This is a genomic window from Chelativorans sp. Marseille-P2723, from assembly GCF_902809845.1.
In the GTDB taxonomy this organism is placed as follows: domain Bacteria; phylum Pseudomonadota; class Alphaproteobacteria; order Rhizobiales; family Rhizobiaceae; genus Chelativorans.
In genome coordinates, this window is sequence record NZ_CADDWI010000013.1 from 455,022 (window position 1) to 480,762 (window position 25,741).

A 25,741-nucleotide genomic window follows, 5' to 3' on the forward strand; every position below is an offset into this window, starting at 1 on the left:
CATCAGGTTTGCGCGAGTGTTCTAACTGCGCTAGGCGGGTGATCGAGGGTGATCTGCGGGGCAGTCCTCGATAGCCACGGTCCCCCTGGTTATCAGAATGACGGATCGGCGAAGCGGTCGGTCTCGTTCCCCAACTGAGCCGCGCAGCAGGGATGATGCGAAGATGGATCCTTCGCTTGGAGCCCTCGGCGGCCAGTCCGCTCCGTTGCGGGCCTGGCACTTCTTGCGCTTCATGCAAAAGCAGGGTCTTGGGTGGAGTACATATTCTGCATCATGCGCGCCTTGCCGCTGTAGATATGCGCCTCAAAGGAATTCCCTGCTTCAACCACATCACCCGCCATGAGGGCTTGGAGAATGCGTTCATGTTCAAAGCAGGACATTCGCAAACCACCCGAACCTGCGACACCGCGCCTTACGAACAGCCTCATCTCCTTGGATACAGCATCATGTATCTGCTTGAGCCGCTGATTACCGGAAGCGATGAAGATAAGGTCGTGAAACGCGATGTTGAGCCGATCATATTCAGCTTCCGAATCAAGGTCGCGCAACTTTGTCATCTGACTCTGATATTCGCGAAGTTCCTCTATCTGGGCGGTGGATGCATTGGAAGCGGCAAGCCTACCCGCTGTGGCGGATAATCCAGCCCGCACATCGTAAAGCTCTAGGATGTCGGAAACGGTTGGTTGCCGCACCACGGCACCACGGTTTTCGAGAAAGGTCACCAGCCCTTCATTTTCAAGAGATCGCAACGCTTCACGAACCACCGAGCGGCTGACACCGTGTTTCGTCGCGAGCGCATTCTCATACACACGTTGCCCGGCTCCCAGCTCGCCAGCGAGAATTGCCTGTTCGATTTGGTCCCGGATCGATGATGCCGTCGACATAAAATCTCCCTGTGAAAAGTGGCTACTATAAATTTCGTCGTTGCGCCCAATGTCAACAATCATAGCACAGAACTTACAGAATGCAGTCAATAAATAGGATCAGTCGGCGATATTGTTGACATTAAGCGCTTATTTTTTTCAGATTGACGACAATTCCGCTTGACGTGCTTTTCAGCAGCTACTACCCCTTCCGTGTCAGGAGAGTAGCCCAGGGAGGGGTGTCATGATGAATTTCGCTTTCACTCGTGCGTGCGGCGTTTTGGCTGGAGCCGTGATGATGGCATCGGCTGCTTCAGCCCAGGTCTCGGAGAGCGAGATGGAGGCGCTGGCCGCAGCGGCGCGTGAAGAAGGCACGATGACCTTCTACACGTCCTCCAGCGAGGCCACCGTTGCGATCCTGGTTGAGGCGTTTCAGAAAGAATATCCAGGCATCAACGTCAATGTGCTGCGGTTGCCTTCAGGCGCGCTCAATACCCGTTACGGCAACGAGGTTGCGTCCTCCGTCTATGAGGCCGATCTGTTCAATTCCGCTACCACCGACCTTTTCGAAGTGCACGAAGATTGGTGGCAGCCCATGACCGAGGAGCTGATTCCGAATCTGGTGCATTGGCCTGAGTCCGCGAAGACAAAGAATTACCTTCATGCATCCTTTTCGGAGCACGGGCTGGTATACAACACAGAGTTGCTTCAGGATCCTCCGACAAGTTGGGAAGATATCCTTGACGAGCGCTACACTGGGCGCTGTCTGATGATCGATCCTCGGACATCGCCCACTTTCGTCTCCTTCTATCATCTGCTGCGCGTCTCCTATGGAGACGAGTTCCTGGTGAAGTTGCGCGAACAGAACTGCACCTTCGCGGCGGCTGGGCTGCCCGCCTCTCAAGAGGTCGGTGCGGGCGGGGCTCTGATCGGTTTTCCGGTGACGGTGTCGCAGGTGAACGAACCAAAGGCGATGGGTGCGCCGATCGACCGGGTTCGGCCCTCAAGCGGTTCCGACATTCCTGCCCATGGCATCGTTCAATACTACGGAGTGCCCGTGAACTCGTCCCATCCGAATGCCGCACGGCTGTACCTTAACTGGTTCCTGTCCGGTGCGGCACAGCAGCTTGAATGTTCTACCGGCGGCTACTCGTCGCCTCATCCGGAAGTGGAAGGCTGCGATCCGGTTTCGGAAAAGTTTCACCCCGCACGGTTCGATATCTCGGCTGAGGAACGCGCCGAGGTGCTGAGCTTGCTTGGCGTGGATGGCTGAAGCGTCATGAGCGAGACCCTGGCACGCAACTCTGTGTATGCATCCGATGTAGTCCGCGAGGTTGCAGCACAGTCCGTCAGCACCATCGAGGTCCGGGGACTGATGAAGCGCTTCCGCCGTTCCGGCGGAGGCGAGGTCGTGCCGGTGAATGACGTCAATCTTACAGTCGGACAGCAGGAGATGGTGGTCCTCCTCGGGCCCAGCGGTTGTGGAAAGACGACGCTCTTGCGGTGCGTAGCTGGTCTGGAGCGGCCAGACAGTGGCGAAATATCCATAGCCGGAGAACTGGTTTATTCATCGGCGCGGGAGACCTTCCTTCCGCCCAACCGGCGGCCGGCGAGCATGATCTTTCAGTCCTATGCTCTATGGCCGCATATGAGCGTTCATCAGAACGTGGCATATCCTCTTGAGGCCCGAGGGATGAAGCGCTCCGACATCGATAAGCGGGTGTCGCGCACTCTGCAAATGGTCGGGCTGGCTGGATTGGAGGCAAGCCATCCGGGGCAAATCAGCGGCGGACAGCAGCAGCGCGTGGCGCTTGCCCGCGCCGTTGTCGGCGATTCGCGCGTAATACTCTTCGATGAACCCTTGTCCAATGTAGATGCCAAGGTGCGTGAGCAGTTGCGCCTTGAAATCAGATCGATGCAGAAACGACTTGGGTTCTCCGGTCTTTATGTAACGCACGATCAGACTGAGGCGATGGCCATCGCCGACCGCATCGCGGTCATCGATCGCGGCCGGATCGTGCAACTTGCTGATCCAGAAACCATCTACGACAATCCGGCCTCGCTCTATGTGGCGGATTTTGTTGGCACCGCGAATACTTGGGCGGGGACGGTGGTCGGCTGCGAAGCGGGAAAAGCGCGGGTGGATACAGCCTTCGGCCCGGTCGAGGCGGTCTGCGATAAGAGCGGTCAGGCGCCGGCAAACGGCGCCCGTGTGACGCTCATGTGCCGCCCTGAAAGGATCAGCTTGCTGGCGCAGGGTGAGAACGCCGCAAATACTGTGCAGGCAAAGGTCATCGCGCGGGAGTTTCTCGGAGCACATCGCGAAATCTTAGTAGAGGCAGGCGGGACGATGTTGCGCGTATGGGCCGACCGCCGTCAGCAGTTGAGCGAAGGCGAGACGGTCACACTCAGCCTCGATCCCGAATTCGTGCTGCTGTTTTCAGCCGAAGGAGGGCGGCGCCAATGAAGGCGCAGATCGGGCAGCGTTTCTCCGGAACAGGCAGTCCTGCCACACCTATCATCTCCAAGGGAACGCTTGAGCGGATCCCCTTCTTTGCCATTCTCTCCTGGTCCCTGGCCGGCCTGATGCTCTTCCTGATCGTGTATCCGGTCGGATGGGGAATCATCAGGGCGTTTACTAAAGGGGGCGAGATTGACCTTTCCTCCTTCGCTGCCACATTGACTGCGCCATGGCTGCCCCGAGTCCTGTTCAACACTCTTGCGGCGGTTGTATGCGGCGGCGCGCTGGCGCTCGTCACCGCATCAATATTTGCCTGGCTGAACGAACGGACTGACGCCCGACTTGGTATCGTGGGCGACCTCCTGCCCCTCATCCCCCTTCTTCTGCCGACGGTGGCTCTGGCAATTGGCTGGATCTTTCTCGGCTCGCCCACCGTCGGTTTCATCAACAGATGGCTGGATCTGACAATCAACCAGCTCGGTCTCGGTATCCGCGTCAATATCCAGACCTGGGGCGGCCTGATCTTCGTCTATGCCCTCTATTTTGTCCCTTATGTCTATGTCATTGTCGCCTCCGCCTTGCGAAACATCGACGGTTCGCTGGAAGAGGCATCCCGTGCGAGCGGGGCCGGGCTGTTCATGACCATGAGGCGTGTGTCTCTACCCGCTATCCGGCCAGCCCTCATCGGCGCGATGCTTCTGATAACCATGGTCGGCATGTCGCTCTATTCGGTTCCGGCGATCATCGCCACCCGCGCCAATATCGACATCCTTTCGGTGCGCATCATTCAGACGATGACCAACGAGTATCCGCCGCGCACCGACGAGGCGGTAAGCCTTGCCAGCCTGCTTCTCGTATTCATCTTTGCCGTTTGGACGTTGCACCGGCGGGTTGTCAGCAAAGGGCATTACGCCCAGATTTCCGGCAAGAGCAACCGCCAGGCCGCGATTCTGCTCGGCGCATGGAAATGGCCAGCCCGGCTTGTCATGATCGGCTATCTTGCGATTACCTCGATCCTTCCGGTTTTTGCGCTCGTCATAGTCTCGTTGCAGCCTTTCTGGAGCCCTCGCATCTCCTGGTCCTCGCTGACGCTGGCGCATTATGAGCGCATCCTGTTCACGAAGCAGCTTACCCAAAAAGCGCTGTTCGACAGCCTGCTGCTTGGCGTTACCGGAGGCGTGACGGCAATGGTCATCGCGGGCATACTTGCGCTCTATATCCGCCGCAACGCGTCCTCTGGACCAATCGTGGACGGCGTCACCAAGTTTCCCGCCGCGTTCTCGCATGTCGTGATTGGCATCGGGTTCCTTGTCGCCTTCAGCGGGCCGCCGCTTCATCTTGCAGGAACGCTGCTGATCCTTTTCCTGGCCTACATCGTCATGTACCTGCCGGAAGCCTCGATTGCCGCAAGTTCGGCATTCGCGCAGGTCGGCAAGGAGCTGGTGGAAGCCTCTGAAGTGGCGGGCGCCGGGGAGGCTCGTACCTTCCGGAAGATCATCATGCCGCTGACACTGCCGGGGATGCTTTCCGGCGCCGCGCTGGTGTTCGTGTTGATGATCGGCGAGCTGACGGCCTCCTCGATGCTCGCAGGCGTCCGCTATCCGGTAATCGGTTTCGTGATCATCGATATCTGGGAATCCGGGCAATTCGGCGAACTGGCGGCCGTGGCCACCACCATCACCGTGCTGGCAAGTGCCGTGATCGCTTCGGTGTTCGGGTGGATGCATTATTACCGCCGCCGGCATGGGCTAGGCGCGCAGAAGGCGCAAGCATGACCATTTCCGGTGCAAGGACGGATAGCCAATGCGTTACGTGATTTACGGCGCCGGTGCGATCGGCTGTGCTATAGGCGCCGAACTAGCGGACGCCGGCTACGAGGTCGTGCTGATCGCGCGGGGCGAGCATCTTGAGGCTCTGCGCGAAAGCGGGCTGATCTATCAAAGCCGCAAGGGCGAGCAACGTCTCAGGATTTCAACGGTTGCTCACCCGGACGAGGCGGAAATTCGCGACGGCGACCGCGTTTTTCTATGCATGAAATCGCAGCATACGCTTGATGCGCTTCGGACGCTCTGCCTTGCTGCTCCGCCCTCCATATCTGTCATATGCGCGCAGAACGGAGTTGAGAACGAGAGGAGCGCACAGCGTTTCTTCTCGAAGGTTTATGGCCTCACGGTACGTGTGGCAGCAGTATTCGTGGCTGCTGGAAAGGTAGAAAATCCCGCATACCCGTCCGCCGGCATCCTCGACCTGGGGCGCTATCCCGGCGGTATCGACACAGAGGCTGTCAGCATTGCGCAGGACCTTTCGAAGGCCGGCTTCAGCTCCCGTGCAGTGCCCAACATCATGCGCTGGAAATATGCCAAGCTGCTTCAAAATGTAGGCACGGGCGTACAGGCGGCATTTGCGCCATCTCAGGCGCGTGAACATCTGTTGAAAGCAGTCAGGGAGGAGGCCGAAGCATGCCTGCACGCTGCTGAGGTTGACCATGCCACGGCAGAGGAGATGAGCGCGCGTCGAAAAGACATCCTCACCTATGATCCGCAGGCTGACAGGAAGCGCCCGGGCGGTTCAACGTGGCAAAGCCTTGCCCGGAAAACAGGCTCGGTCGAAGTCGACTTCCTCAATGGGGAGATCGTGCTGCTTGGCCGCCTCCACGGTTTCGCGACACCCATAAACGAAGAGGTCCAAAGAGCCTTGTGGGATACTGTCCGGTGCGGAGCAGGACCTGGGCGTCGCGATGCGGCGGAGGTGTGGGACAGGCTGAAGAAGTCCGTTGGTGAGGAGCGGTAGTATGAAGATCAGTTCGGTCAACATCGTCGTCATTGACTATCCTGAGAAAGCCTTGCCGCCTTCCCGTCGCCCGAATGCAAACCGCGCCGCCGCGCGGGCATTTCCGATCAACAAATATCCGGAGTTCTCGGCTCTTCACACACGGATACCCGGCGCGATCCCCGGTGAGTTCTGGGTTCAGGTCGTCGCTGAGGATGGCACCTGGGGTCTCGGTCAGGGGAGTTGGGGCGGTCCTGTTGCGGCGGCAGTGGAGACAATCTACGCGCCCTTGATCCTCGGCAAAGATTGCCTTGCCGTTGAGTATCTGGCCGACATCATGTGGCGCGCCAGCCAGCGGACAGGAGGGGAAGGCATCAATTGCATCGCTCGCAGCGCGGTGGATCTTGCCCTGTGGGATCTCAAGGGCAAGCTGCTGGAGGTTCCAGTCTATTCACTGCTGGGCGGTCCTGTGCGCGAGGCGATAAACTGCTACTGCACGAGCGACGATCTCGATTGGGCAATCGAATTGGGATTCGAGCGCTTCAAGATCAGCAACCCCGTCCATTACGATCACGGGGAGGATGGCTTACGCCTGGCCGAGCGAAAGGTTGCCGCCGCGCGCGACGCCGTGGGCGACCGCGAGCTGATGTACAATCCGGTGATGTCCTTCAATGTCGACTTTGCCGTGAGGATCGCTGAGCGCCTGCGACCCTATTCTCTTCGTTGGATCGAGGAGCCGCTCATGCCATGGGACATGGATGGCCTGCTTGAGCTTCGCCGGCGTGCAGGCTGGGTGTGTTGGGCGACGGGGGAGGATCACCATGGCCGGCACGCATTCCGGGCCCTACTTGAGCGCCGCTGCGTCGACGTCATCCAGCCCGACATACGCTGGTGCGGCGGCCTTTCCGAACTCTTGAAGATCTATCATCTGGCAGAATCGTTTGGCGTGGCAACCATCCCGCATTTCGGAGCGAACAACGCCTACGGGCAGCACTTCCATATTGCCGCGCCGGAGGCGGCGGTCGCGGAATACTGGATGGGCTCTGACCCAGGCGTGCCGCTCGCGGAGGTCTCGCGAATACCGGGAGTCGCCGTTCCTGAAAACGGGAAGGTCAGACCGTCCGATGCGCCGGGCTTCGGCATGGATATCCCGAAGGAATGGATAAGGCCTGTTAAGGTTCTGAACGAAGACTTCCGATGATTCCATTCCCGATGCTCCCATTGTCTCCCTTGAAGAAGGCTCCGTGCTCGTTCCGGACCAGAGGAGGCAGGCGCATCAGTGGCTTTGAACCAGCTCATCTAAGGAAAGTATAATGAACTGCACACTCTTTCCGGCACCGCCATCTCCTGATCAGGCACTTCTGAAGCGGCTTTCCCGCCTCAAGACATCCTATGTCTCCGATGCCTTTGACCGCTGGTCGGGTGCTCCTGGAATTCGCCCGATCTCCGGACTCAGGCCGGGTGGAGTCGTTGTCGGCCCGGCCTTTACGGTACGTACGAGACCCGGCGATAATCTTGTGCTGCACAAGGCCCTGGACATGGCTGCGCCCGGAGATATCGTCACGGTGGCGGGCGGCGGGGCCGAGGACCGGGCTCTTCTGGGCGGCCTCATGGGTCTTTACGCGGCGACGAGAAAAATCGCGGCACTGGTGGTCGACGGTGCCGTGCGCGATTTATCAGAGCTTCAAGAATCGGCACCGCCCGTCTTTGCCAGAGCCATCTCCCATCTTGGGCCTTATAAGGATGGTCCCGGAGCCTTGCGCGGCCCCGTTTCCATTTCCGGCCTGGTGGTCGAGTGCGGTGATCTGGTTATCTGCGACGAGGATGGGGTTGCGGTTATTCCCAGGGCAAGGGCCAACGAGGTGATCGCAGCCGCCGAGGCGAAGATGGCTGCCGAAATGGTTGAGGAAAGCCAGATCCGGGCGGGAACGTGGGATCGAAGCTGGCTGGATGCCCGGCTGAAGCTCCACGAAGTTCAGGCTCCGCAGCCTGGAAGACTGTTGGGAGGCGAGGCAGGATGAATGACACCATCAGGCATGTCGAGCCCTTCCTCATAGACTCCGGCGGGCCGAAGGCGTGGCTGTTCGTGCGGATGGAAAGCAGCAGCGGCCATGTTGGATGGGGTGAAGCCTATACCGTGACAGGCCGCGAGGCGGCTGTGCTGGCGTTGATAAAAGAACTCGGCCGACAAATAATCGGGCGCGGCATTCACACCATACGCGATTTCAAGCGTACCGCATTTCTGGATTTTGCCATAAAGCGTGGCTCATTGGAGTTCCACTGTGCGGTAAGCGCAATTGAGATCGCTATGTGGGATATCGTCGGCAAGAGGGTCGGCCAGCCCGTCTACAACCTTCTCGGCGGGGCATGCCAGTCCAGCTTCAAGGTTTACGCCAATGGATGGTTGCGCAAGTTCGACGGCAGCACGCAGGCGATCGAGGCAGGAGCCCGCAAGGCTGCCGAACTGATAGAAGCGGGCTTCCGGGCACTAAAATTCGATCCATTTCCTGGTCCATGGCGGCCATTCATCAGCCGTGGCGACCGCCAGGCTGCAAAGGAATGCGTTCGCTCCATCAGAGAGGCGGTCGGCCCCGACGTAGAGCTTCTTATCGAGGCGCACCGCAGATTTACCACTGCGAGCGCGATTTCCGTCGCGCGTGACATCGCTCCCTTCGATCCCTACTGGCTTGAGGAACCAGTGCCAAGTTCCCATCCAGAAGGCCTTGCTGAGGTCAGGCGCGCCTGCGGCATTCCTGTCGTCTCTGGGGAGGATCTTTACAGCAAGAGCGCGTTCAACCCCCTCTTTGCGGCTCGTGCCGTCGACATCATTAACCCCGATGTCACCAATTGCGGCGGCATTCTGGAACTGACCGAGATTGCCGCGATGGCGGATGCCTGCCTCGTTGCGGTTTCACCACACAATTATAACAGCCCTACCGTGGGATTGGCCGCCACGATACAGGCTTGCGCGACCATGCCGAATTTCCTGATCACTGAATACTTCGTGAACTTTGCCGAACGCGCCAGCACAATTGTGAAAGAACCTCTTCTCCTGAAGGATGGATCCGTATCGCTGCCCTCTGCGCCAGGCATTGGCTTGGAGCTTGATGAAGCTGCTCTTCGGCAATATCAAATATCGTGAGCGTGCATGGTCCGACAGTGCCATGGCATTTTTCGAGACCACTTGATTATCGTACGTGCTGAAGTGAGGAACGAACGAGGCGGGCCGCTATGGCCGCCTTCACAGCCCTGCGATGCGTTTGGGCAATGATCCACGATTGCAAAAAAGTCATTCTTAACGTTAGGATTACGGGTGTTGGTTGTCGCAGGCCAAAGCCAAACCACCCACCTGACGATAGCGCTTGCTCGGCGGATCCCTTCCGCAGCAAACATCATTGCTCAGCCCGGACATTCGCCCATTGACGTCGCACGGGTCAAACCTAAACTCCCACGGTCCTTAGCTAGCTGGAGGTGTGAACAGGTTTCTGTAAGCTTTTTCGAACCGGTCATGTTCCGACCAGAAGCCGCGTGGTGGGCGCTCGGCGAGGCGGTCTTCGAGAATGCCAAGATGCGCCTCCCAGCCACTCGCAACGCTGATCATCGCCTTCGCCTCGTGCAGGCGGCGATGCGTGAGCACAAGCCGTGTGTCCTCGCCTTCGGGGAAAAGCTCAAAGCGCACCTCACTTGCTCCATCGTCCCCGGGCCAGCTATAGGCTAACAGTCGCGGCGGGTCGCATTCTGTCACCGCGCCGAACATTGCGGGGCTGTTTTCAAATTCCTTGTAACGGGCAGGCGCCGCCTCGTCCGACAGTTCCTTATGGCGGAAAAGAAGCTCCACGCGGCCACCCAAGCGCAGCTCCATCTCGCCCGCGGCTAGCCAGAGACGGCGCTTGTCCGACTGGGTGAGATAGGTCCAGACTCGCTCCATGGAACCTGGCAGGAGCCGTTCGATCCTGACGGCGTCGTCGGCAATCCTTTTTCCGGAAACGGTTTCGCCACTATTCAGCGTCATCCCATCCTCCCTTGGCTTCAGTCCACAGGGTGGTGGTCGCCCACCAGACCGAGTTCGATACCGTGTTCCAGCAGTGCCTTAGCGCCCGCAAGCACCAGCGAAAAGCCGCCCATTGAATCTATTGCCTGGGCCACCACGGCGTCATCTTCTCCGGAAAAGCCCCGATTGGTGATGACGACAAGCGTGGTGTCGTCCGGGCGGGCGGTGAACAGCCACTCGACACTCGTCGGCGGCTCATCCCATTCGATCAGGATGCGGCGGTTCGGCTCAATCTGCTTGACACGCACGTCCGCGGAGACGCCGTACATCTCCCATTCCCATTTTACCGAATGTCCTGATTCCAGTGGCCCGCTCGAGCGCGTGAACCAGAAACGAGTTGTTATGGCGGGATCGACAAAGGCATTGAAGACTTCCGCCACCGGCCTGCGGATAAGCATTTGGGCTCTAACGATCGGACAGATTGCCATGGGGTCCTCCTGCATTCGCAATGTCATGCGATATCCCCCTTCCGCGTCTGGTCATCTTCCGCGCGCAGAAGCGCCTCCAGGGTGTCGAGCCGCCTGTTCCAGAACCGTTCGTAGTGACGAAGCCATGCCTCGGCCTCCGCAAGCCGCGCGGCATCGAGCCGGCAATAATGAATGCGGCCGTCGACCCTGCGGCGCACCAGCCCGGCCCGCTCCAGAACTTTCACATGCTTAGATGCGCCCGCAAGGGACATGGAGAATGGCGCAGCCAGCGCGCTGACGCTCTGCTCTCCCTTGGCTAAAGCACGCAGCATCCTTCGCCGGGTAGAATCGGACAACGCGTGAAAGACTGCATCGAGGACTGCGGAATTTTCAACCATGTAGTTTACAATAAAGAAAGCGAACCGATTGTCAACCGAAAGGTTTAATATCGAAGCCAGCGCATCATGGCGCAAGCAGATATATCCGCTACGGCGAATAAAGCGCGGTAGAAGCGGGGAGAGAGGAAAAAGCAGGCCGCTATCGGGCGCGAACAGGCAGGGGCAGCCTCGCACTGCCCCTGACGCAGCATAAAAGGCCTTGGCTACAGCCGCTTCCGCGTGAGCATCAGGAAAAAAGATCGGCCGGAAAGATAGCGCCTAAAGGGCTAATCGGCCTTCTTTGCCGAGTGGGCGTTTAGAAGACCGTACTTCTCTTCTCCAAGGTCCTCCAGCAGGGCAAGCTGAGTTTCCAGGAAGTCGACATGGCCTTCTTCGTCTTCCAGAAGATCTTCAAAGAGCTTCATGGTGACATAGTCGCCCGCCTCATGGCAGATCTCACGCGACCGCTTATAGGAGTCGAGTGCATCGAACTCGCCGGCCAGGTCCGCTTCGAGCACCTCCTTTACGTTCTGCCCGATGCGCAGAGGCGCCAGAGTTTGCAGATTGGGGTGGCCTTCGAGAAAGATGATGCGCTCGATGATCCTATCGGCATGATGCATTTCCTCGATGGATTCTGCGCGCTCCTTCTCTGCCAGCTTGGTGTAGCCCCAATCCTCCAGCAGCCGGTAATGAAGCCAGTATTGATTGACGGCGCCGAGCTCCAAAAAAAGAGCCTCGTTAAGCCGCTCTATGACCCTTGTATCGCCTTTCAATGAACTTACTCCCGAATTTATCGCGCAGGGCGCGGACACGATCCAGATATGTCACGGTCTCCACGTCGCCACCACCGGCACGGCCGTGATATTCTTCGGTTACCCGAATAATGGTTTCCACCACATTCGGGAAACAGCCGCAACACCGGCCACGCTTTGCCATAGCGTGATAAACTTTCGCGGGCACAATAAGTTGCCACCGATCCTCATCGAGCATCACGATGATGGCGTCTTCGATCTCTTTCTGGGTGATGAGGTTGCAATGGCAGACGAGCATGGCTTCCGCTGATCTTTCCAGGGAGCAAGGTACCCCAATCCGATACCGGCGATGAAACCCTCGAAAAAACCGCTGCCTACCCGCCAACAGCCGCAGAGCGGGAGCAGCGTTTTCAATGTTATGGGTTCAGGCCCCAGACATCGGAACGCGTTTTACGCCAGTTAAATGCGACGACGGCGAATGCTTGTCAATATAAAGTTGACATTACCGGTCATATTGACGCGCTCTACATGAATGCGCGGCAGAACTGCATTAATCCTGCTTTAAAAGTGGGGTGATCCGCCGCCCGCATTCTGATCACGGCATCATCAAGGTGTGGCTCTTGCAGGACGGCGGTCGCGAGCTAGATTGCCTGAAAGGCAAGGAGCACACTAGGATGGCTGCGGGAGTCTTTCCGGACATCGAAGGCGCCTCGGTGTTGATCACCGGCGGGGGCAGCGGGATAGGGGCAGCTCTGACCGAGGGCTTTTTGCGCCAGGGGGCGAATGTAGCCTTCATCGATTTCGCGGAGGACGAAAGCCGCGCCCTTTGCCAAAAGCTGCATGATGCGCTCGGCAGGACACCCCTGTTTCTGCAGGCGGACCTGCGCGACATCGCTTCTCTAAGACAGGCCGCAGCGGAAGCGGCAGACGTGAACGGGCCTGTTTCCGTTCTCGTTAACAATGCGGCACGCGACGACCGCCACGCGATCGAGGAGGTGACGCCCGAATATTGGGAGGATAACCATGCTGTGAACCTGCGTCCGCACTTCTTCGCCATTCAGGCAGTGGTGCCTGGAATGAAGGCGGCGGGCGGCGGCTCCATCATCAACTTCACCTCGACTTCCTTTATGATCAATCATGGCGGCATGCCCGCCTACACGGCGGCAAAGGGCGGTATCGTGGGTCTGACCAAGGGGCTGGCGGGAGCACTGGGGCCCTTCGGTATACGCGTCAATGCCATCGCACCCGGCTGGGTGATCACGGAACGCCAGAAAGCACTCTGGGTTACCGACGAAGGGCTTGCGTCCCATCTGGAGCGCCAGTGCCTGAAAAGAGAGCTGGTGGCCGATGACATGGTTGGTCCCTGTCTCTTTCTCGCCTCGGCAACTTCGAGTGCCATAACGGCACAGACGCTGATCGTAGACGGAGGAGTGCTGTGACCGAGATCGCCGCTTCAGTACTATCGGAAGTTGCATGCAAGCTGGGGGAGGGGCCCATCTACGAGCCCCATAGCGATACGCTCTTTTGGTTCGACATCCTTGAGCAAAAACTCCTGGAGCACCCTCTTGCGGGTGGCGAAACAAGGATTCACGCCCTACCCGTGATGGCGAGCGCACTTGCCCGGCTAGACGAGGCCAGCCACCTTCTGGTCACTGAAAAGGGCCTTATGCTGCGCGAGATCGCAACCGGCAGGCTGTCCATGCTCCACGAGGTGGAGGCCGACCGGCCTGACATGCGGTCAAACGATGCGCGGGCTCACCCCTGCGGCGCCTTATGGTTCGGCACCATGAGCAAAAAAGGAGAGGAGCAGGAGGGCGCAATTTACTGGTATTTCAAGGGCGAGTTGCGCCGGCTCTTCTCCCATATCACCACGCCCAACTCGATCTGCTTTTCCCAGGACGGTACCATCGGCTATTTCTCGGATACCGGCGAAAACCGGCTTTACCGCGTGGCCTGCGATCCTGAGATGGGGCTGCCGGTGGACGATCCAGTTCTGACGATCGAAGGGAACGAGATGCCGGGCGGCATTGACGGTTCTGTAGTCGATGCGCATGGTGCGATCTGGAACGCCCGATTCGGGAGCGGGCGGCTGGATGTCTGGAACCATCGCGGCGAGCTTGTCCGCTCAGTAAAATTGCCGGCGCGCCAGGTCACCTGCCCGGCCTTCATCGGTCGCGACGCGCGGAAGCTGGCGGTTACCTCCGCTTCCAAGGGGTTGGACGAGGAAGGCCTCAAGAATGACCCGCTGGCCGGCAAGACCTTTATACTGGATCTCGATGTAGAAGGACGTCTAGAGCCAGCCGTGCAGCTTTGAGCCATGGGAAAGCTGCCGGCAAGGCAAGGAATCAGCGACAGTTCCGGCCGCGGACCGGTCTTCGGCAAGGTGTTGCCGGATCGGATCAGGATACAGGCAAGTCTTACTTCGCCTGCTGTTTTAACGTCTAGGCTGCGCTGTCTGCCTGCGGATTGTCTTCGGTAGGCGCTTCCGCCTTCGCTCCGCCTTTGGCGACGCCCACCATGGCAGGCCGCAGCACGCGCTCCCCAATCACATATCCTGTTTGCACTACCTGCACGATGGTGCCCGCCGGTACATCCGGATTCTCCACCTCGAACATCGCCTGGTGGAAGTGGGGATCAAATTTCTCACCCTCGGGATCAATCCGTTTCACCCCGTGCCGCTCCAACGCCGCCACCATGGCGCGCTCGGTCATCTCCACGCCTTCTACCAGCGCCATCAACCGAGGCTCGGCCTCAGCCTTGGCCTCGTCGGGGACAGCCTGAAGCGCACGTTGCAGATTGTCTGATACGCCCAGCATGTCGCGCGCAAAATTGGCGATGCCGTAGGTGCGCGCCTCAGCAACGTCACGCTGGGTACGCTTGCGCAGATTCTCCATGTCGGCAGCAAGCCTCAGGGCGCGCTCTTTCAATTCCTCATTCTCCTGGGCTAGGCGGAGAAGCACATCTTCTTCCGTCACCTCGACATCGCCCGCTTCAATCTCTGCAGGCGCGGCCCCGGCTGCGGAAGCCATTTCCTCGGCGGGTGGGTTCTGGGGTGCGTTGTCGTCCTTTGGATGCGTGCTCATTTCCTGTCCACTTTAATGCAACGCTTTGCGAAGGTCGCGCCGGATATCGAGGTTCACGGCGGCAAAATCAAGGGTCTGCCCGATGGCTACGGGCTTCTACCGCCCCGACTCTGCTCGCACAAAGCCGAATTCCTGCCGATTACCGCAGCATGCGTCCCACAAGTTGCGCGGTATAGTCTACCATCGGCACAATCCGCGCATAGTTCAGTCTCGTGGGGCCGATGATGCCCAGCGCGCCGATCACGCGCGAATGCTCATCATGATAAGGCGCCACGATCAGCGAGGAACCGGATAGCGAGAACAGCTTGTTCTCCGAACCGATGAAGATGCGCACTCCGTGTCCTTCCTCAGCGAGCTCCAGAAGTTGGATCAAGCCTTCCTTGGTCTCCAAATCCTCGAAGAGATGACGCAGCAACTCCAGTTCCGCCTGCGCGGTGACGTTCTCCAGAAGATTCCCCCTGCCGCGCACGATCAGCCTTGCCGGCACGTCGTGTTCGCTTCCGGCCCAGATGGCAAGCCCCTGTTCTACCAGCGACTGGGAAAGGGTATCGAGCGCGGCGCGCGTTTCTTCCTTCAGCCGTTCCATTTCGGAGCGCGCCTCCGCCAGGGTCCGGCCACGGATATGGGCGTTGAGGAAATTTGACGCTTCATTGAGTTGAGAGGCTGTCACGCCGGCAGGAACCTCGATAACACGGTTTTCGACGTCGCCACTTTGTGAAACGAGAATGGCAAGCGCCTTCCGCGGCTCAAGCTGGATGAACTCGATATGCTTCAGCGGCGCTTCCGTCTTGGACGCCACCACGAGACCCGCACCCCGCGAAAGGCCGGAAAGCAGTTGGCTTGCCTCCGTGAGGATGTGCTCCAGCGACTGGCCACGGCCGGAAGCCTTGATCTGCGCCTCGATGATGTTGCGCTCTTCTTCCGTTAGGTCGCCAATCTCCATGAAAGCGTCAACAAAGAAGCGCAGGCCCTGCTGGGTGGGCAGGCGCCCGGCCGAAACATGCGGCGAATAGATTAGGCCTAGTTTCTCCAGATCGCTCATCACGTTGCGCACGGTGGCGGGCGAAAGCTGTGTCGGCAGGAGGCGCGACAGATTGCGCGAGCCCATCGGCTCGCCATGCTGCAGATAGCTCTCGACGATGATCCGGAAAATGTCGCGCGAACGCGTGTCGAGCAACTGAAGTGCCTGGTCTGTAATGGGCTTGGTCATGGCATCATTCTCCTGGCAAAAATATAAGCCGGGATGCAGCAAACACAACTATACGCAAGCCTCTGCGAGGGCAGGCTTTGAGGCGCTGGCCACGGTGACGAAGATGAAGCATGATCGCCGGGTTCGCGGCGCAGCGTAAGGTTTTCCTTTGCATCGCTGCTCCCGCAAAGCTATAGCCGCCAACTGTGCAACTTGGGACCCTGAAGGGCGAAACTATGCGACCATCCAGACGCCAACCGGACGAGATGCGCGCCGTCAGCTTCGAGCGCGGCATATCCAAACATGCGGAAGGCTCTTGCCTTGTCCGGTTTGGCGACACGCACGTTCTGTGTACAGCGAGTCTGGAGGAAAAAGTGCCTGCCTGGCTGCGCAACTCAGGAAAGGGATGGGTAACGGCCGAGTACGGAATGCTGCCGCGCTCGACCGGCGAGCGCATGCGACGGGAGGCGTCCAGCGGCAAACAGGGCGGACGCACGCTGGAAATCCAGCGTCTTATCGGCCGAAGCCTTCGATCGGTGGTCGACCTTGCGGCGCTCGGCGAGTTCCAGATCACCGTCGATTGCGATGTGCTGCAAGCCGACGGCGGAACGCGCACCGCAGCCATCACCGGCGGCTTCGTCGCCCTTTACGATTGCCTTGCCTGGATGCAGGCGCGCCAGATGGTCTCGATCGGACGCGTGCTGAAGGACCATGTGGCTGCTGTTTCTTGCGGCATATATGAGGGAACGCCTGTTCTCGATCTCGATTACGCCGAAGATTCGGCGGCGGGAACCGATGCCAATTTCGTGATGTCGGGCCAGGGCGGAATCGTGGAGGTTCAAGCAACCGCGGAGGGCGCTACCTTTTCCGAGGAGGAGTTTGCCGCACTCATGGCGCTCGCCAGGAAGGGCATTTCGCGGCTGGTGGAACTACAGAAAATGGCCGTCTCGTAAGAGGTGCTGAAATGCGGCCCTCCGGAATACTCGAAGCAGCGCTTTATGTGAGCAATATCGACGAGGCTGAGCGTTTTTATGGCGACGTTCTGGGCCTTGAATGCATAGCTCGTGTCGAGGGGCGGCACATATTCTTCCGTTGCGGTGACATGGTGCTGCTCCTTTTCGACCCGCAAGCGACGAAAGTGCCACCAGCACCGGAAGCGCGCCTGCCCGTGCCTCCCCATGGGTGCCGCGGCGAAGGGCATCTATGTTTCGCTGCCACCGCCTCCGAGATCGAAATGTGGAAAAGGAAGCTTGAAACTCGGAATATAGAAATCGAGGCCGATTTCGAGTGGCCGAAGGGAGGGCGCTCCATCTATTTTCGTGATCCATTCGGCAATTCGCTGGAATTTGCGGAGCCACGCATCTGGGGACTGCAGTGAGACCCATACCGGACAGGAAATTCATTCTTGCAAGCCACAACAAGGGCAAGCTTGCCGAGTTTGCCGAGCTTCTAGAGCCTTTCGGTTACCAGATCCGCTCTGCTGCCGAGCTCGGGCTGGACGAGCCCGAAGAGACAGGTACGCGGTTCGAGGAGAACGCTTATATCAAGGCTTTCACGGCCGCGAAGGCGACTGGCCTGCCAGCCCTCGCCGACGATTCGGGAATGTGCGCCGACGCACTCGGTGGTGCTCCCGGCGTCTATTCAGCCGACTGGGCGACATTGCCGGACGGGAAGCGTGATTTCAGCCAGGCAATGGAGAAGGTGGAAGCACTCCTTCGGGAAAAAGGCGGGGTGACGCCCGAAGCGCGCCGCGCACGTTTCGTGGCGGTTCTCTGCCTCTGTTTCCCCGATGGAGAAGCGGAATACTACCGCGGCGAGGTGGAAGGCCGTCTTGTCTGGCCGCCGCGTGGATCGCTCGGCTTCGGCTACGATCCAATCTTTCAGCCGGACGGTCACGACAGAACCTTCGGTGAAATGACGGGCGAGGAAAAGCACGGCTGGAGACCTGGAGACGCACAAGCGCTCTCGCATCGCGCCCGGGCTTTCAAAAAATTCGCGGAGGCGCGGCTGGCATGATGCAGCAGCCGGACGGCGGGCCGGGCTTTGGCGTATATGTTCACTGGCCCTTCTGTGCGGCCAAGTGTCCATATTGCGACTTCAACAGCCATGTGCGGCACCAGCCGGTCGATCAGAAACGGTTCGTTGCTGCCTTCGCTCGCGAGATTGCCTCCATGCGGGAACGTACCGGCCAGCGTACGGTTTCGAGCATCTTTTTGGGCGGCGGCACCCCCTCGCTCATGGAGCCGGCTACGGTTGGCGCCATCCTCGACGCTATCGGCGCAAACTGGCGGGTCGCACCCGGGGTGGAGATCACGCTTGAGGCCAACCCCTCCTCGGTGGAGGCGGAACGCTTCCGCGGATATCGCGCCGCAGGCGTCAATCGGGTTTCGCTCGGGGTGCAGGCGCTCAACGACCGTGACCTGCGCTTCCTCGGCCGGCTGCACAATGTGGAGGAGGCACTGGGGGCCATTCGGCTCGCGCGCGCGATCTTCCCGCGCATCTCCTTTGACCTTATCTATGCCCGGCCTGGCCAGACTGTGGAAGCCTGGTGCTCAGAGCTGGAAGAAGCCATCGGCCACGCTGCCGACCACCTTTCGCTTTACCAACTCACGATCGAGGAAGGTACGCCCTTCTACGTCTTGCGCGAGGCGGGCCGGCTTCAGCTTCCGCATACCGATCTTGCCGCCGATCTTTACGAGGCAACGCAAGAGGTGACGTCAAGGCACGGCCTGCCCGCCTATGAAATTTCCAATCATGCACGACGAGGCGCTGAAAGCCGGCACAACCTCATCTACTGGCGTTATGGCGAGTATGTTGGCGTAGGCCCCGGCGCGCACGGGCGGTTCCTGGAAGACGGTCGCCGTGTTGTTACCTTCACCGAGAAGCATCCGGAGACGTGGCTTGCGCTGGTGGAGACCAAAGGCACGGGCGCGACCGGTGGTGAGCTGCTGACGCGCTCGGAAGAGGCAGACGAATTCCTGCTGATGGGCTTGCGCCTTGTCGAAGGCATCGACCTTCAGCGCTACGAGGCTCTTGCAGGCCATCCATTGTCGCCTGAGCGGGTGGCGGTTCTGCGCGAGGAAGGGCTGGTCGCACCCGTTGGCAATTCGCGCCTGCGCGCAACCCCGTCCGGCATGGTGGTTCTTGACGCGCTGGTTGCGGATCTTGCTCGCTAGCCATGCTTTGGGGCCGGCCCCGCAAGGCGTTTTGCAACCTTCTTGAATTCATTCTTTCTATCGACCATATCAAGGGAGCCGGCAAAGACGCCCTCCTGGGGTTTTTGCCCTTCCACGTCGCTCGTTGAGGACAGGAACCATGACGCGCATGACGCCCTTTTCGAACCCGCTTCTGCTGGGGTTCGACAGTATGGAGAAGACGCTCGAGCGCATTGCGAAATCGGGCGACAGCTATCCTCCGTATAACATTGAACGCCTTCGCAACGCCGATGGGCGTGGGGAGCAGCTTCGAATCACGCTGGCGGTGGCAGGCTTCGCCGAACAGGATCTGGAAGTCATCACTGAGGAAAACCAGCTTGTAGTGAGAGGGCGCCAGACGGACGATACCGAGCGCGAATATCTGCACCGTGGGATCGCCGCGCGGCAGTTTCAGCGGGTTTTCGTGCTGGCCGATGGCATGCAGGTTCTCGGTGCGGAACTCAGGAACGGTCTGTTGTCCATCGACCTGGACCGCCCCCAGCCAGAGCGGCTTGTAAGGAAGATCAATATTTCGGTGAAGGACTGAGGCAACAGGCAGATGCCGTGGAAATTCGTCGGAACCACTGAGCTCTTGAGCGGGTTGGTCGATAGGACGGCCCGCAGGATAGGAGGCTAATATGACCCAGAACGACAACCGGATCAGGGTGACTCCCCAACAGCTCGCCGATATTGGCGAAGGGGCTATTGCCTATATGCGCGAGATGGATGCCGCCGAGCTGAAGGTAAAGTTCCCCGGCGTGCCCGATATGGCCCCCGGAACGAAGCTTTGGGCGCTCTTCGCGGCGAATGGCCAGCCCATTCTGCTCGCAGACGGGCGTGATGCAGCACTTGCGGGAGCGTTCCAGAACGATTTGCAGCCGGTTAGCCTACACTGAGCCGGTGTGCCGCCAAAATGCACCTTAAGGGCGCATGATCTGAAACTGAAGCTTGAAGCGAATGGGCCGCATCTCAGCGGCCCTTTTTTGTCCGCGCGTTCCGCCTAATCTGTCTTTTCGCCTCAGATGATCGTAGAAGCTGGTGCCTGGACAAGGAAGGTATGGATGGCCGCGGCGTCGTCGGTGCCACGAATCTTCGCCGTCGTCTCGGAGTCGCGCAGAACCCGAGCAATCCGGGACAGCGCCTTGAGGTGGTCGGCGCCCGCCCCTTCCGGCGCCAGAAGCAGAAATACCAGATCGACCGGCAGGTCATCCAGCGCGTCGAATTCGACAGGTGCTTCAAGCCTTGCGAAGACGCCCGTGATCTCCTTGATGCCCGGCAATTTGCCATGGGGAATGGCAATCCCGTTGCCAACCCCGGTGGAACCCAACCGCTCACGCTGCAAAATGGTGTCGAAAATCTCGCGCTCGGGCAGGCTCGTGATTTCTGCGGCTTTCTCCGCTACCAGTTGCAAGACCTGCTTCTTGGAATTTGCCTTCAAGGCCGGCAGGATCGCCGAAACCTCGATCAGATCGCTAAGATCCATTATGTGCATCCTCTGCTTCGGCCACATCCCTCGCCCAGCAACCAGTTAGCTGGGAAACCAGCTTAGCTGCCGGAGGCCGCCGAAGGATCGATCCAGCCTATATTGCCGTCCGGGCGTCTATAGACGATGTTGACCTCATTGCTTCCGGCATTCCGGAATACGAATACGGGGCTGTCTTTCATGTCGAGTTCGATGACAGCGGAAGCGACGGACATGGCTCGAAGCGGCATACGTGTTTCTGCCACCACGGCCGGCGCGAAATCCTCCGGCACCTCCTCGTCCTCGTTCGAATGCGCCATCACGCGGTAAGCAATTTCCCCAGCTCCGTCCGTGTTCTGGACCGGAGCATGGGATTTCAACTTACGCTTGTATCGACGCAGTCTTTTCTCAATGCGTTCGGCGGCCGCATCAAAGGCCAGCTGCGCATCATGCGCCTCCCCGGCAGCTTGCAATACGGCGCCGGTATCCAGATGGAGGGAGCAGTCCGCTGAAAAACGTCCACGCGTCTTTTCCACCGTTACGCGTCCGGAAAAGCCGCCATCAAAATATTTCGCGATCGCGTCACGGATTCGACCGTCAATGCGCGAACGAAAGGCATCGCCTATGTCCATATGCTTGCCAGAAATGCGGAGGCTCATGGAGAACGACCTTTCCTGGTCAGAATATCATTGCCATTGGGGAGTTATACACATGACTCGCGCGTACAATGTACCCTGTACGCAGAAGGATGGCACCCCGGCTGTAGAAGTTCATAAAGTTTCGCCTAATGCGGGCGGAAGACGCCGATCGCCGAAGCTGCTGTCTCATGCGGGCGGGCTTCTAGTGACTTCGCTCGCGCTTGTCAATCGCAGGTAGTGGAATTGAATGTTTTGCTATGCACAGGCTCCGGCAAGCGCCTTCTTCTCCCTGCGTCGTTGCACTGAGGAGGGAATATTCATGCTTTCGCGATATTTGGCAACGGTTCTTCGGGCAAGACCAATGCCCTCCTTGCGCAGCAGGCTAACGATAGCGTCGTCCGATAGAACCTCCTCGGCGCTTTCCGTCTCGATCAGGCCGCGGATGCGCTCGCGAACAGCTTCGGCAGAATGCGCCTCCCCTCCATCCGCCGCAGCGATGGCGGTAGTAAAGAAATAACGCATTTCAAAGGTGCCGCGAGGCGTCATCATATATTTGTTGGCGGTAACGCGGCTGACGGTCGATTCGTGCATGCTTACCGCATCGGCTACCGTCTTGAGCTTCAGCGGCCGCAGGTGGTGGATGCCATGAGCGAGAAAGGCATCCTGCTGGCGCACGATCTCAGAAGCGATCTTGAGAATAGTCCGGGCGCGCTGATCGAGGCTGCGGGCCAGCCAATTGGCGTTCTGAAGGCATTCTGAAAGGAAAAGCTTCTCCTGCTTGCTGGCGCGGGATGAGACCTGGGCAAAGTAGCTCTCAGCCACCAGAACGCGAGGCAACGCCTCAGCGTTGAGTTCGACCGCCCAACTCCCATCGCCCGCCTGGCGCACGATTACATCCGGCCGGATCGGGTGTGCCGGCGCGGCAAAAAACGCGGCGCCCGGCTTCGGATCGAGCGTGCGGATCTCGGCAAGCATGTGGGCGAGGTCCTCCTCGCCCACGCCGCAAAGCTTCCTCAGCGCCCGGAAATCACGCTTTGCGAGGAGGTCGAGACGGGAAAGCAAAGCTCGCATGGCCGGGTCCAGCCGATCGCGTGCTGCAAGCTGCAGCGCCAGACATTCGGACAGATCCCGTGCGAAAAGCCCGGGCGGGTCAAATGTCTGGCAGATTTGGAGCGCCCTGCGGACCATCGCTTGGCCGGCGCCAGTACGTTCGGCGATTTCCTCTATGCTGCCGATGAAATACCCGGCGTCGTCCAGCTCCCCCACCAATTCATCGACCAGAGGGCGCATAGCCGCTTCGAGGCAGGCAATAGCGATCTGGTCCTGCAAATGATCGCGCAGCGTAACCGGAGCGGCAGCAGACATTTCGGGCGTCCAGCCGTCAACCGCGGCGGCGCCAACGTTGCCTATGCCGCGGACCGAGCGCCATTGAGCGGAAAGATCCGGGCCGATCGGGTCCCACCGTCCCGGATCGTCCGGGAAAACATTTTCCAGGGAGGTGTCCAGTTGTTCCGCTATCGCCTGCGCAGAGTAGCCGGACTCATCCAGATTGCCCGCCGCCTCCGCATCCTTCAGCGCTTCTTCGGCAGGGTCCTGTCGCTCAAGCAGCGGGTTGCGCTCGATTTCCTCGGCTATGAAGCGGTCAAGTTCAGCCTGACCGAGCTGCAGCAGCCGGATCGACTGGAGAAGCTGCGGCGTCATGACGAGCGATTGCGTCTGGCGCAAATGCAGTTTCGGCGACAACGCCATACCGCTTCAACTCCCCCGAAAACACGGCCACCCCGTGCGTGATGAATAGAAGTGGCCCAGTATTTGCTTGTCAAGGAAAAGAGCCGGAAGAAATGAGCTTTGCGATCAAGCTGATGCAGCGTGTGGAGTTTCCAGGGACGACAGCCACCGCATCAAGGACGGCCGCCGGGCTTCCGGCTTTCGCTTTCGAAGCTTTTGTCATCAGCGCGTTGGGGGCCAGCCGGATATTAACATGTCGAACTGGCAGATCGGCTGGCGGCGAAGCATGATATGCGGGCAATCCGGCCAATTTGCCCCGGTTCTCGCGGCGGCTGCACATAAAAGTAAGCCCTGATCGCGCCGGAAGACGCGCGCGGCGGTTCGGATCGGACAGTGTTGTGGAACAATCTGCGCCAGCCGAGGATGCGGTTAGAACCCATCGTATGGTCTTTGTCGACGATCGACTTCAACACCAAAATGGCGCGGCTGCGCGGCAGCAGCTAGCGGCACAAGGCTCCTGGCCAACCCCCTCCGGTCATTGGAAAACGCAAACCGTGTGGCTTTCGGCACGTGGGTCGCCACTCAGCTCGTACCAACACGCGTCCTATTAAATGGCCGTTGCTCTAGAGCGTAAAGCCTTCGCCGAGATAGAGCCTGCGCACGTCGGCATTGCCAACGATGTCCTGCGGCCTGCCATGGGTAAGCACTTGCCCGGCATGGATGATATAGGCGCGATCGATAAGGCCGAGCGTTTCGCGCACGTTGTGGTCGGTGATCAAAACGCCGATCCCGCGCGCGGTGAGATGCCGGACGAGTTGCTGGATATCGGTCACCGCAATCGGGTCGACGCCCGCGAAGGGCTCGTCGAGCAGCATGAAGTTGGGTCGGCTTGCCAGTGCTCGGGCAATCTCCAGCCGACGCCTTTCGCCGCCTGAAAGCGCGATGGCCGGCGATTTCCGCAAATGGCTGATATGGAACTCCTCCAAGAGCGCGTCCAAGGTCCGCTCCCGCTCCTTGCGGCTTTTCTCCACCATTTCCAGGATGGCGCGGATATTGTTTTCCACTGTCAACCCGCGGAAGATGGAAGCTTCTTGCGGCAGATAGCCGATCCCGAGCCGAGCTCGGCGGTACATCGGCATGGAGGTTACATCGTAGCCGTCAATATGGATTGAACCCTGATCGACCGGGATGAGCCCGGTGACCATGTAGAAGCAAGTCGTCTTGCCCGCTCCATTGGGGCCGAGAAGGCCGACGGCCTCTCCGGCGCGCACGCCTAGCGAGACCCCGCTTACCACCTGCCGGTTCTTGTAGGATTTGGATAGGCCACGGGCAATAAGCGTCCCCTTGAAGCGGTCAGGGTTCGTAGCCGACCCCTTTTCTGCTGCTATGTCGCCCCTGAGGCGCTTGAGGATGGACAAGGCTGCTACCGGCTCTGCGATCCCGGCGACAGAAGCATGCGGACGCGACCCGTGGAGCCGGCCTCCTCACAGCTTTCAAGCGTCGCCTGGCCTGACTTTATCTGGACCGTCAGCTTGCAGCCCACAATCACATTCTCACCTTCGGAGAGCACGACCTCCTTGCCGGAAAGTACGAGAACCTCCGTTGCCATGTCAAAAGTGCCGTGATCGCCCGTCGCCACCTGGTTTTCCGATTTCACGTACACACCGCCATCGGCCTCCAAGCGTTCGATATCTGCGCTGCCGGTTGTGGCGGAACCTCCATTGGACCGATAGAACACCTTCATGCGGGACGCCTTGAAGATGGTAGGCCCCTGTATCACGGAAACATTGCCCGAAAAGGTCGCCAGGTGTTGGTTTTCATCGACCTCGAAGCGGTCGCTCTCGATCTGGATAGGCTCATCGTTGGAAAGATTGAGACCGTCGAACCGGCGGCCTTCCTGCGCCAGTGACGCGCTTGCCAGCAGCAAAAGCCCCGCTGCAACCAGTATGCTTCGACCCCTCGTCATTCCCCCTCCTACTCCTTCCTCAGCCGTGCCGGGTCAAGCTCTACTTTCACCCGATTCTCGAAAACCAGTCTGCGCCCGCCATCCTTTGCGTGAAAACTGTCAGCGCGCACCCTCATGCCATCCATCTGGATTTCGACAGGCCTGTCGGTACTGAGATCCTGTGATAGTATATCCACGTGCGCCGACTGCAACTGCGCCACAATACCCGAAGTGGTTCGCAAGGTAATGGAATCGGAGAGAAGCACCCGGTCGTTCTCTCGGTCATAGGTGCCGGCTCCCGCAATGATCGTCGCCCGGTTTTTCTCATCGATCGGCAGCGTCGCCTCGATCTTCTCAAGGGCTATCGCTCCAGTGGCCGAGCCAATGGCCTGCCGGGCGCGCGCAGCCGTCAATTGATAGGGCAGATTCCGGCTTGTGAAGCCGTCGAGCGATGGATTGTGTATGACAAGGTCCCCGTCCTCGAAAGAGGCCGAATCAAGCTGCACAGGACCTGCGCCTTTCGATACGATCAGCGAATAGGCGAAGAAGATTCCGGCGATGGTGATGGCGACCGCCGGCAGGATGAATTTCAGCTTGCGAACACGTTGTGAATGACGCGCAGCGCTTAGGAAAGCCTCTGCTCCGCGCTCACTTCGACGGATCGCGTGCGCGCCGGTATGGCTGCCGCCCTCATCCCTCATTGCACCATACATCATTGCTCCAAACGTGGGAGAGGCTCCAGCGCAGTCATTGTAAGCGACAGGACCTCATACGCCTTCGCGCCATCCAGCTAAGCCTGTCCTGCCTGCCGGCGCTGCCTTC

29 protein-coding genes are annotated in these 25,741 nt (G+C 59.4%); 15 read left to right on the forward strand and 14 right to left on the reverse strand.

What is annotated here, in order from left to right:
- Positions 1–230 precede the first annotated feature (230 nt).
- Positions 231–947 (reverse strand): GntR family transcriptional regulator, encoded by a 717-nt coding sequence (locus HUS57_RS13575; RefSeq protein ID WP_173934438.1) that lies wholly within the window; start codon positions 945–947, stop codon positions 231–233.
- A 160-nt stretch (positions 948–1,107) separates the two neighbouring features.
- Here HUS57_RS13575 and HUS57_RS13580 point away from each other — a divergent pair, with 160 nt between their 5' ends.
- The 7 genes from HUS57_RS13580 (at position 1,108) to HUS57_RS13610 (ending at position 9,235) form a co-directional block, all read left to right on the forward strand.
- Entirely contained in the window at positions 1,108–2,136 is a 1,029-nt protein-coding gene (locus HUS57_RS13580) for an extracellular solute-binding protein (RefSeq protein ID WP_173934439.1), read from the forward strand.
- Positions 2,137–2,142: 6 nt separating this feature from the next.
- A complete protein-coding gene (locus HUS57_RS13585) occupies positions 2,143–3,330 on the forward strand; it encodes an ABC transporter ATP-binding protein (protein WP_173934440.1) in 1,188 nt (395 codons plus the stop codon).
- Positions 3,327–5,099, forward strand: a complete 1,773-nt coding sequence (locus tag HUS57_RS13590) for an iron ABC transporter permease (RefSeq protein WP_173934441.1) — start codon at positions 3,327–3,329, stop codon at positions 5,097–5,099. Before HUS57_RS13585 ends, HUS57_RS13590 begins: the two co-directional genes overlap by 4 nt.
- Positions 5,100–5,127: 28 nt before the next feature.
- A complete protein-coding gene (locus HUS57_RS13595; RefSeq protein ID WP_173934442.1) occupies positions 5,128–6,114 on the forward strand; it encodes a 2-dehydropantoate 2-reductase N-terminal domain-containing protein in 987 nt (328 codons plus the stop codon).
- 1 nt (position 6,115) lies between these two features.
- Positions 6,116–7,294, forward strand: coding sequence for an enolase C-terminal domain-like protein (locus HUS57_RS13600; RefSeq protein ID WP_173934443.1), 1,179 nt, complete (start codon positions 6,116–6,118; stop codon positions 7,292–7,294).
- Positions 7,295–7,406: 112 nt separating this feature from the next.
- On the forward strand, positions 7,407–8,114 hold the full coding sequence (locus HUS57_RS13605) for a dimethylmenaquinone methyltransferase (RefSeq protein WP_173934444.1): 708 nt from the start codon (positions 7,407–7,409) through the stop codon (positions 8,112–8,114).
- Entirely contained in the window at positions 8,111–9,235 is a 1,125-nt protein-coding gene (locus tag HUS57_RS13610; protein ID WP_173934445.1) for a mandelate racemase/muconate lactonizing enzyme family protein, read from the forward strand. The genes HUS57_RS13605 and HUS57_RS13610 overlap by 4 nt, the downstream gene beginning before the upstream one ends.
- Before the next feature lie 315 nt (positions 9,236–9,550).
- Here the strand turns inward: HUS57_RS13610 and HUS57_RS13615 are convergent, their stop codons facing one another.
- The 5 genes from HUS57_RS13615 to HUS57_RS13635 form a co-directional block, all read right to left on the reverse strand.
- Complete coding sequence (locus HUS57_RS13615; protein WP_173934446.1) at positions 9,551–10,105, reverse strand: SRPBCC family protein; 555 nt, start codon at positions 10,103–10,105, stop codon at positions 9,551–9,553.
- A 17-nt stretch (positions 10,106–10,122) separates the two neighbouring features.
- The gene (locus HUS57_RS13620; RefSeq protein ID WP_173934447.1) at positions 10,123–10,572 is read right to left on the reverse strand and encodes an SRPBCC family protein; all 450 of its coding nucleotides are present in this window, start codon (positions 10,570–10,572) and stop codon (positions 10,123–10,125) included.
- 23 nt (positions 10,573–10,595) lie between these two features.
- Entirely contained in the window at positions 10,596–10,949 is a 354-nt protein-coding gene (locus HUS57_RS13625; protein ID WP_173934448.1) for a metalloregulator ArsR/SmtB family transcription factor, read from the reverse strand.
- A gap of 266 nt (positions 10,950–11,215) precedes the next feature.
- Positions 11,216–11,701, reverse strand: coding sequence for a bacterioferritin (bfr, locus tag HUS57_RS13630; RefSeq protein ID WP_173934449.1), 486 nt, complete (start codon positions 11,699–11,701; stop codon positions 11,216–11,218).
- Positions 11,667–11,978, reverse strand: coding sequence for a (2Fe-2S)-binding protein (locus tag HUS57_RS13635; protein WP_173934450.1), 312 nt, complete (start codon positions 11,976–11,978; stop codon positions 11,667–11,669). Before HUS57_RS13635 ends, bfr begins: the two co-directional genes overlap by 35 nt.
- 376 nt (positions 11,979–12,354) lie before the next feature.
- Here HUS57_RS13635 and HUS57_RS13640 point away from each other — a divergent pair, with 376 nt between their 5' ends.
- Positions 12,355–13,119, forward strand: coding sequence for an SDR family oxidoreductase (locus tag HUS57_RS13640; RefSeq protein WP_173934451.1), 765 nt, complete (start codon positions 12,355–12,357; stop codon positions 13,117–13,119).
- Entirely contained in the window at positions 13,116–13,994 is an 879-nt protein-coding gene (locus tag HUS57_RS13645; RefSeq protein WP_173934452.1) for an SMP-30/gluconolactonase/LRE family protein, read from the forward strand. The genes HUS57_RS13640 and HUS57_RS13645 overlap by 4 nt, the downstream gene beginning before the upstream one ends.
- A 127-nt stretch (positions 13,995–14,121) precedes the next feature.
- Here HUS57_RS13645 and grpE read toward each other — a convergent pair whose 3' ends face one another.
- Both grpE and hrcA read right to left on the reverse strand, forming a co-directional pair.
- On the reverse strand, positions 14,122–14,763 hold the full coding sequence (grpE, locus tag HUS57_RS13650) for a nucleotide exchange factor GrpE (protein WP_173934453.1): 642 nt from the start codon (positions 14,761–14,763) through the stop codon (positions 14,122–14,124).
- 139 nt (positions 14,764–14,902) lie between these two features.
- Positions 14,903–15,973, reverse strand: a complete 1,071-nt coding sequence (gene hrcA / locus HUS57_RS13655) for a heat-inducible transcriptional repressor HrcA (RefSeq protein WP_173934454.1) — start codon at positions 15,971–15,973, stop codon at positions 14,903–14,905.
- A 215-nt stretch (positions 15,974–16,188) separates the two neighbouring features.
- Between hrcA and rph the strand changes: the two genes are divergently transcribed.
- The 6 genes from rph (at position 16,189) to HUS57_RS13685 (ending at position 20,042) form a co-directional block, all read left to right on the forward strand.
- Positions 16,189–16,905 carry a ribonuclease PH gene (gene rph / locus HUS57_RS13660; RefSeq protein ID WP_173934455.1) on the forward strand — a complete coding sequence of 239 codons (717 nt, stop codon included), beginning with the start codon at positions 16,189–16,191 and terminating at the stop codon, positions 16,903–16,905.
- Positions 16,906–16,916: 11 nt separating this feature from the next.
- Positions 16,917–17,330 (forward strand): VOC family protein, encoded by a 414-nt coding sequence (locus HUS57_RS13665; RefSeq protein ID WP_173934456.1) that lies wholly within the window; start codon positions 16,917–16,919, stop codon positions 17,328–17,330.
- Positions 17,327–17,968 carry an RdgB/HAM1 family non-canonical purine NTP pyrophosphatase gene (gene rdgB / locus HUS57_RS13670; protein ID WP_173934457.1) on the forward strand — a complete coding sequence of 214 codons (642 nt, stop codon included), beginning with the start codon at positions 17,327–17,329 and terminating at the stop codon, positions 17,966–17,968. Before HUS57_RS13665 ends, rdgB begins: the two co-directional genes overlap by 4 nt.
- The gene (gene hemW / locus HUS57_RS13675; RefSeq protein WP_173935198.1) at positions 17,968–19,128 is read left to right on the forward strand and encodes a radical SAM family heme chaperone HemW; all 1,161 of its coding nucleotides are present in this window, start codon (positions 17,968–17,970) and stop codon (positions 19,126–19,128) included. Before rdgB ends, hemW begins: the two co-directional genes overlap by 1 nt.
- 139 nt (positions 19,129–19,267) lie before the next feature.
- Positions 19,268–19,693 (forward strand): Hsp20 family protein, encoded by a 426-nt coding sequence (locus HUS57_RS13680; RefSeq protein WP_173934458.1) that lies wholly within the window; start codon positions 19,268–19,270, stop codon positions 19,691–19,693.
- A gap of 91 nt (positions 19,694–19,784) precedes the next feature.
- Entirely contained in the window at positions 19,785–20,042 is a 258-nt protein-coding gene (locus HUS57_RS13685) for a DUF1150 family protein (RefSeq protein ID WP_173934459.1), read from the forward strand.
- Between the two features lie 122 nt (positions 20,043–20,164).
- Here HUS57_RS13685 and ptsN read toward each other — a convergent pair whose 3' ends face one another.
- The 6 genes from ptsN to lptC form a co-directional block, all read right to left on the reverse strand.
- A complete protein-coding gene (ptsN, locus tag HUS57_RS13690) occupies positions 20,165–20,629 on the reverse strand; it encodes a PTS IIA-like nitrogen regulatory protein PtsN (RefSeq protein WP_173934460.1) in 465 nt (154 codons plus the stop codon).
- A 62-nt stretch (positions 20,630–20,691) separates the two neighbouring features.
- On the reverse strand, positions 20,692–21,267 hold the full coding sequence (raiA, locus tag HUS57_RS13695; RefSeq protein ID WP_173934461.1) for a ribosome-associated translation inhibitor RaiA: 576 nt from the start codon (positions 21,265–21,267) through the stop codon (positions 20,692–20,694).
- A gap of 234 nt (positions 21,268–21,501) precedes the next feature.
- Complete coding sequence (gene rpoN, locus HUS57_RS13700; RefSeq protein WP_173934462.1) at positions 21,502–22,995, reverse strand: RNA polymerase factor sigma-54; 1,494 nt, start codon at positions 22,993–22,995, stop codon at positions 21,502–21,504.
- Positions 22,996–23,597: 602 nt separating this feature from the next.
- The gene (gene lptB, locus HUS57_RS13705) at positions 23,598–24,362 is read right to left on the reverse strand and encodes an LPS export ABC transporter ATP-binding protein (protein WP_246727934.1); all 765 of its coding nucleotides are present in this window, start codon (positions 24,360–24,362) and stop codon (positions 23,598–23,600) included.
- A gap of 35 nt (positions 24,363–24,397) precedes the next feature.
- Entirely contained in the window at positions 24,398–24,940 is a 543-nt protein-coding gene (locus HUS57_RS13710) for an LptA/OstA family protein (protein WP_173934463.1), read from the reverse strand.
- 8 nt (positions 24,941–24,948) lie between these two features.
- A complete protein-coding gene (gene lptC / locus HUS57_RS13715) occupies positions 24,949–25,635 on the reverse strand; it encodes an LPS export ABC transporter periplasmic protein LptC (RefSeq protein WP_173934464.1) in 687 nt (228 codons plus the stop codon).
- Between the last annotated feature and the right edge of the window lie 106 nt (positions 25,636–25,741).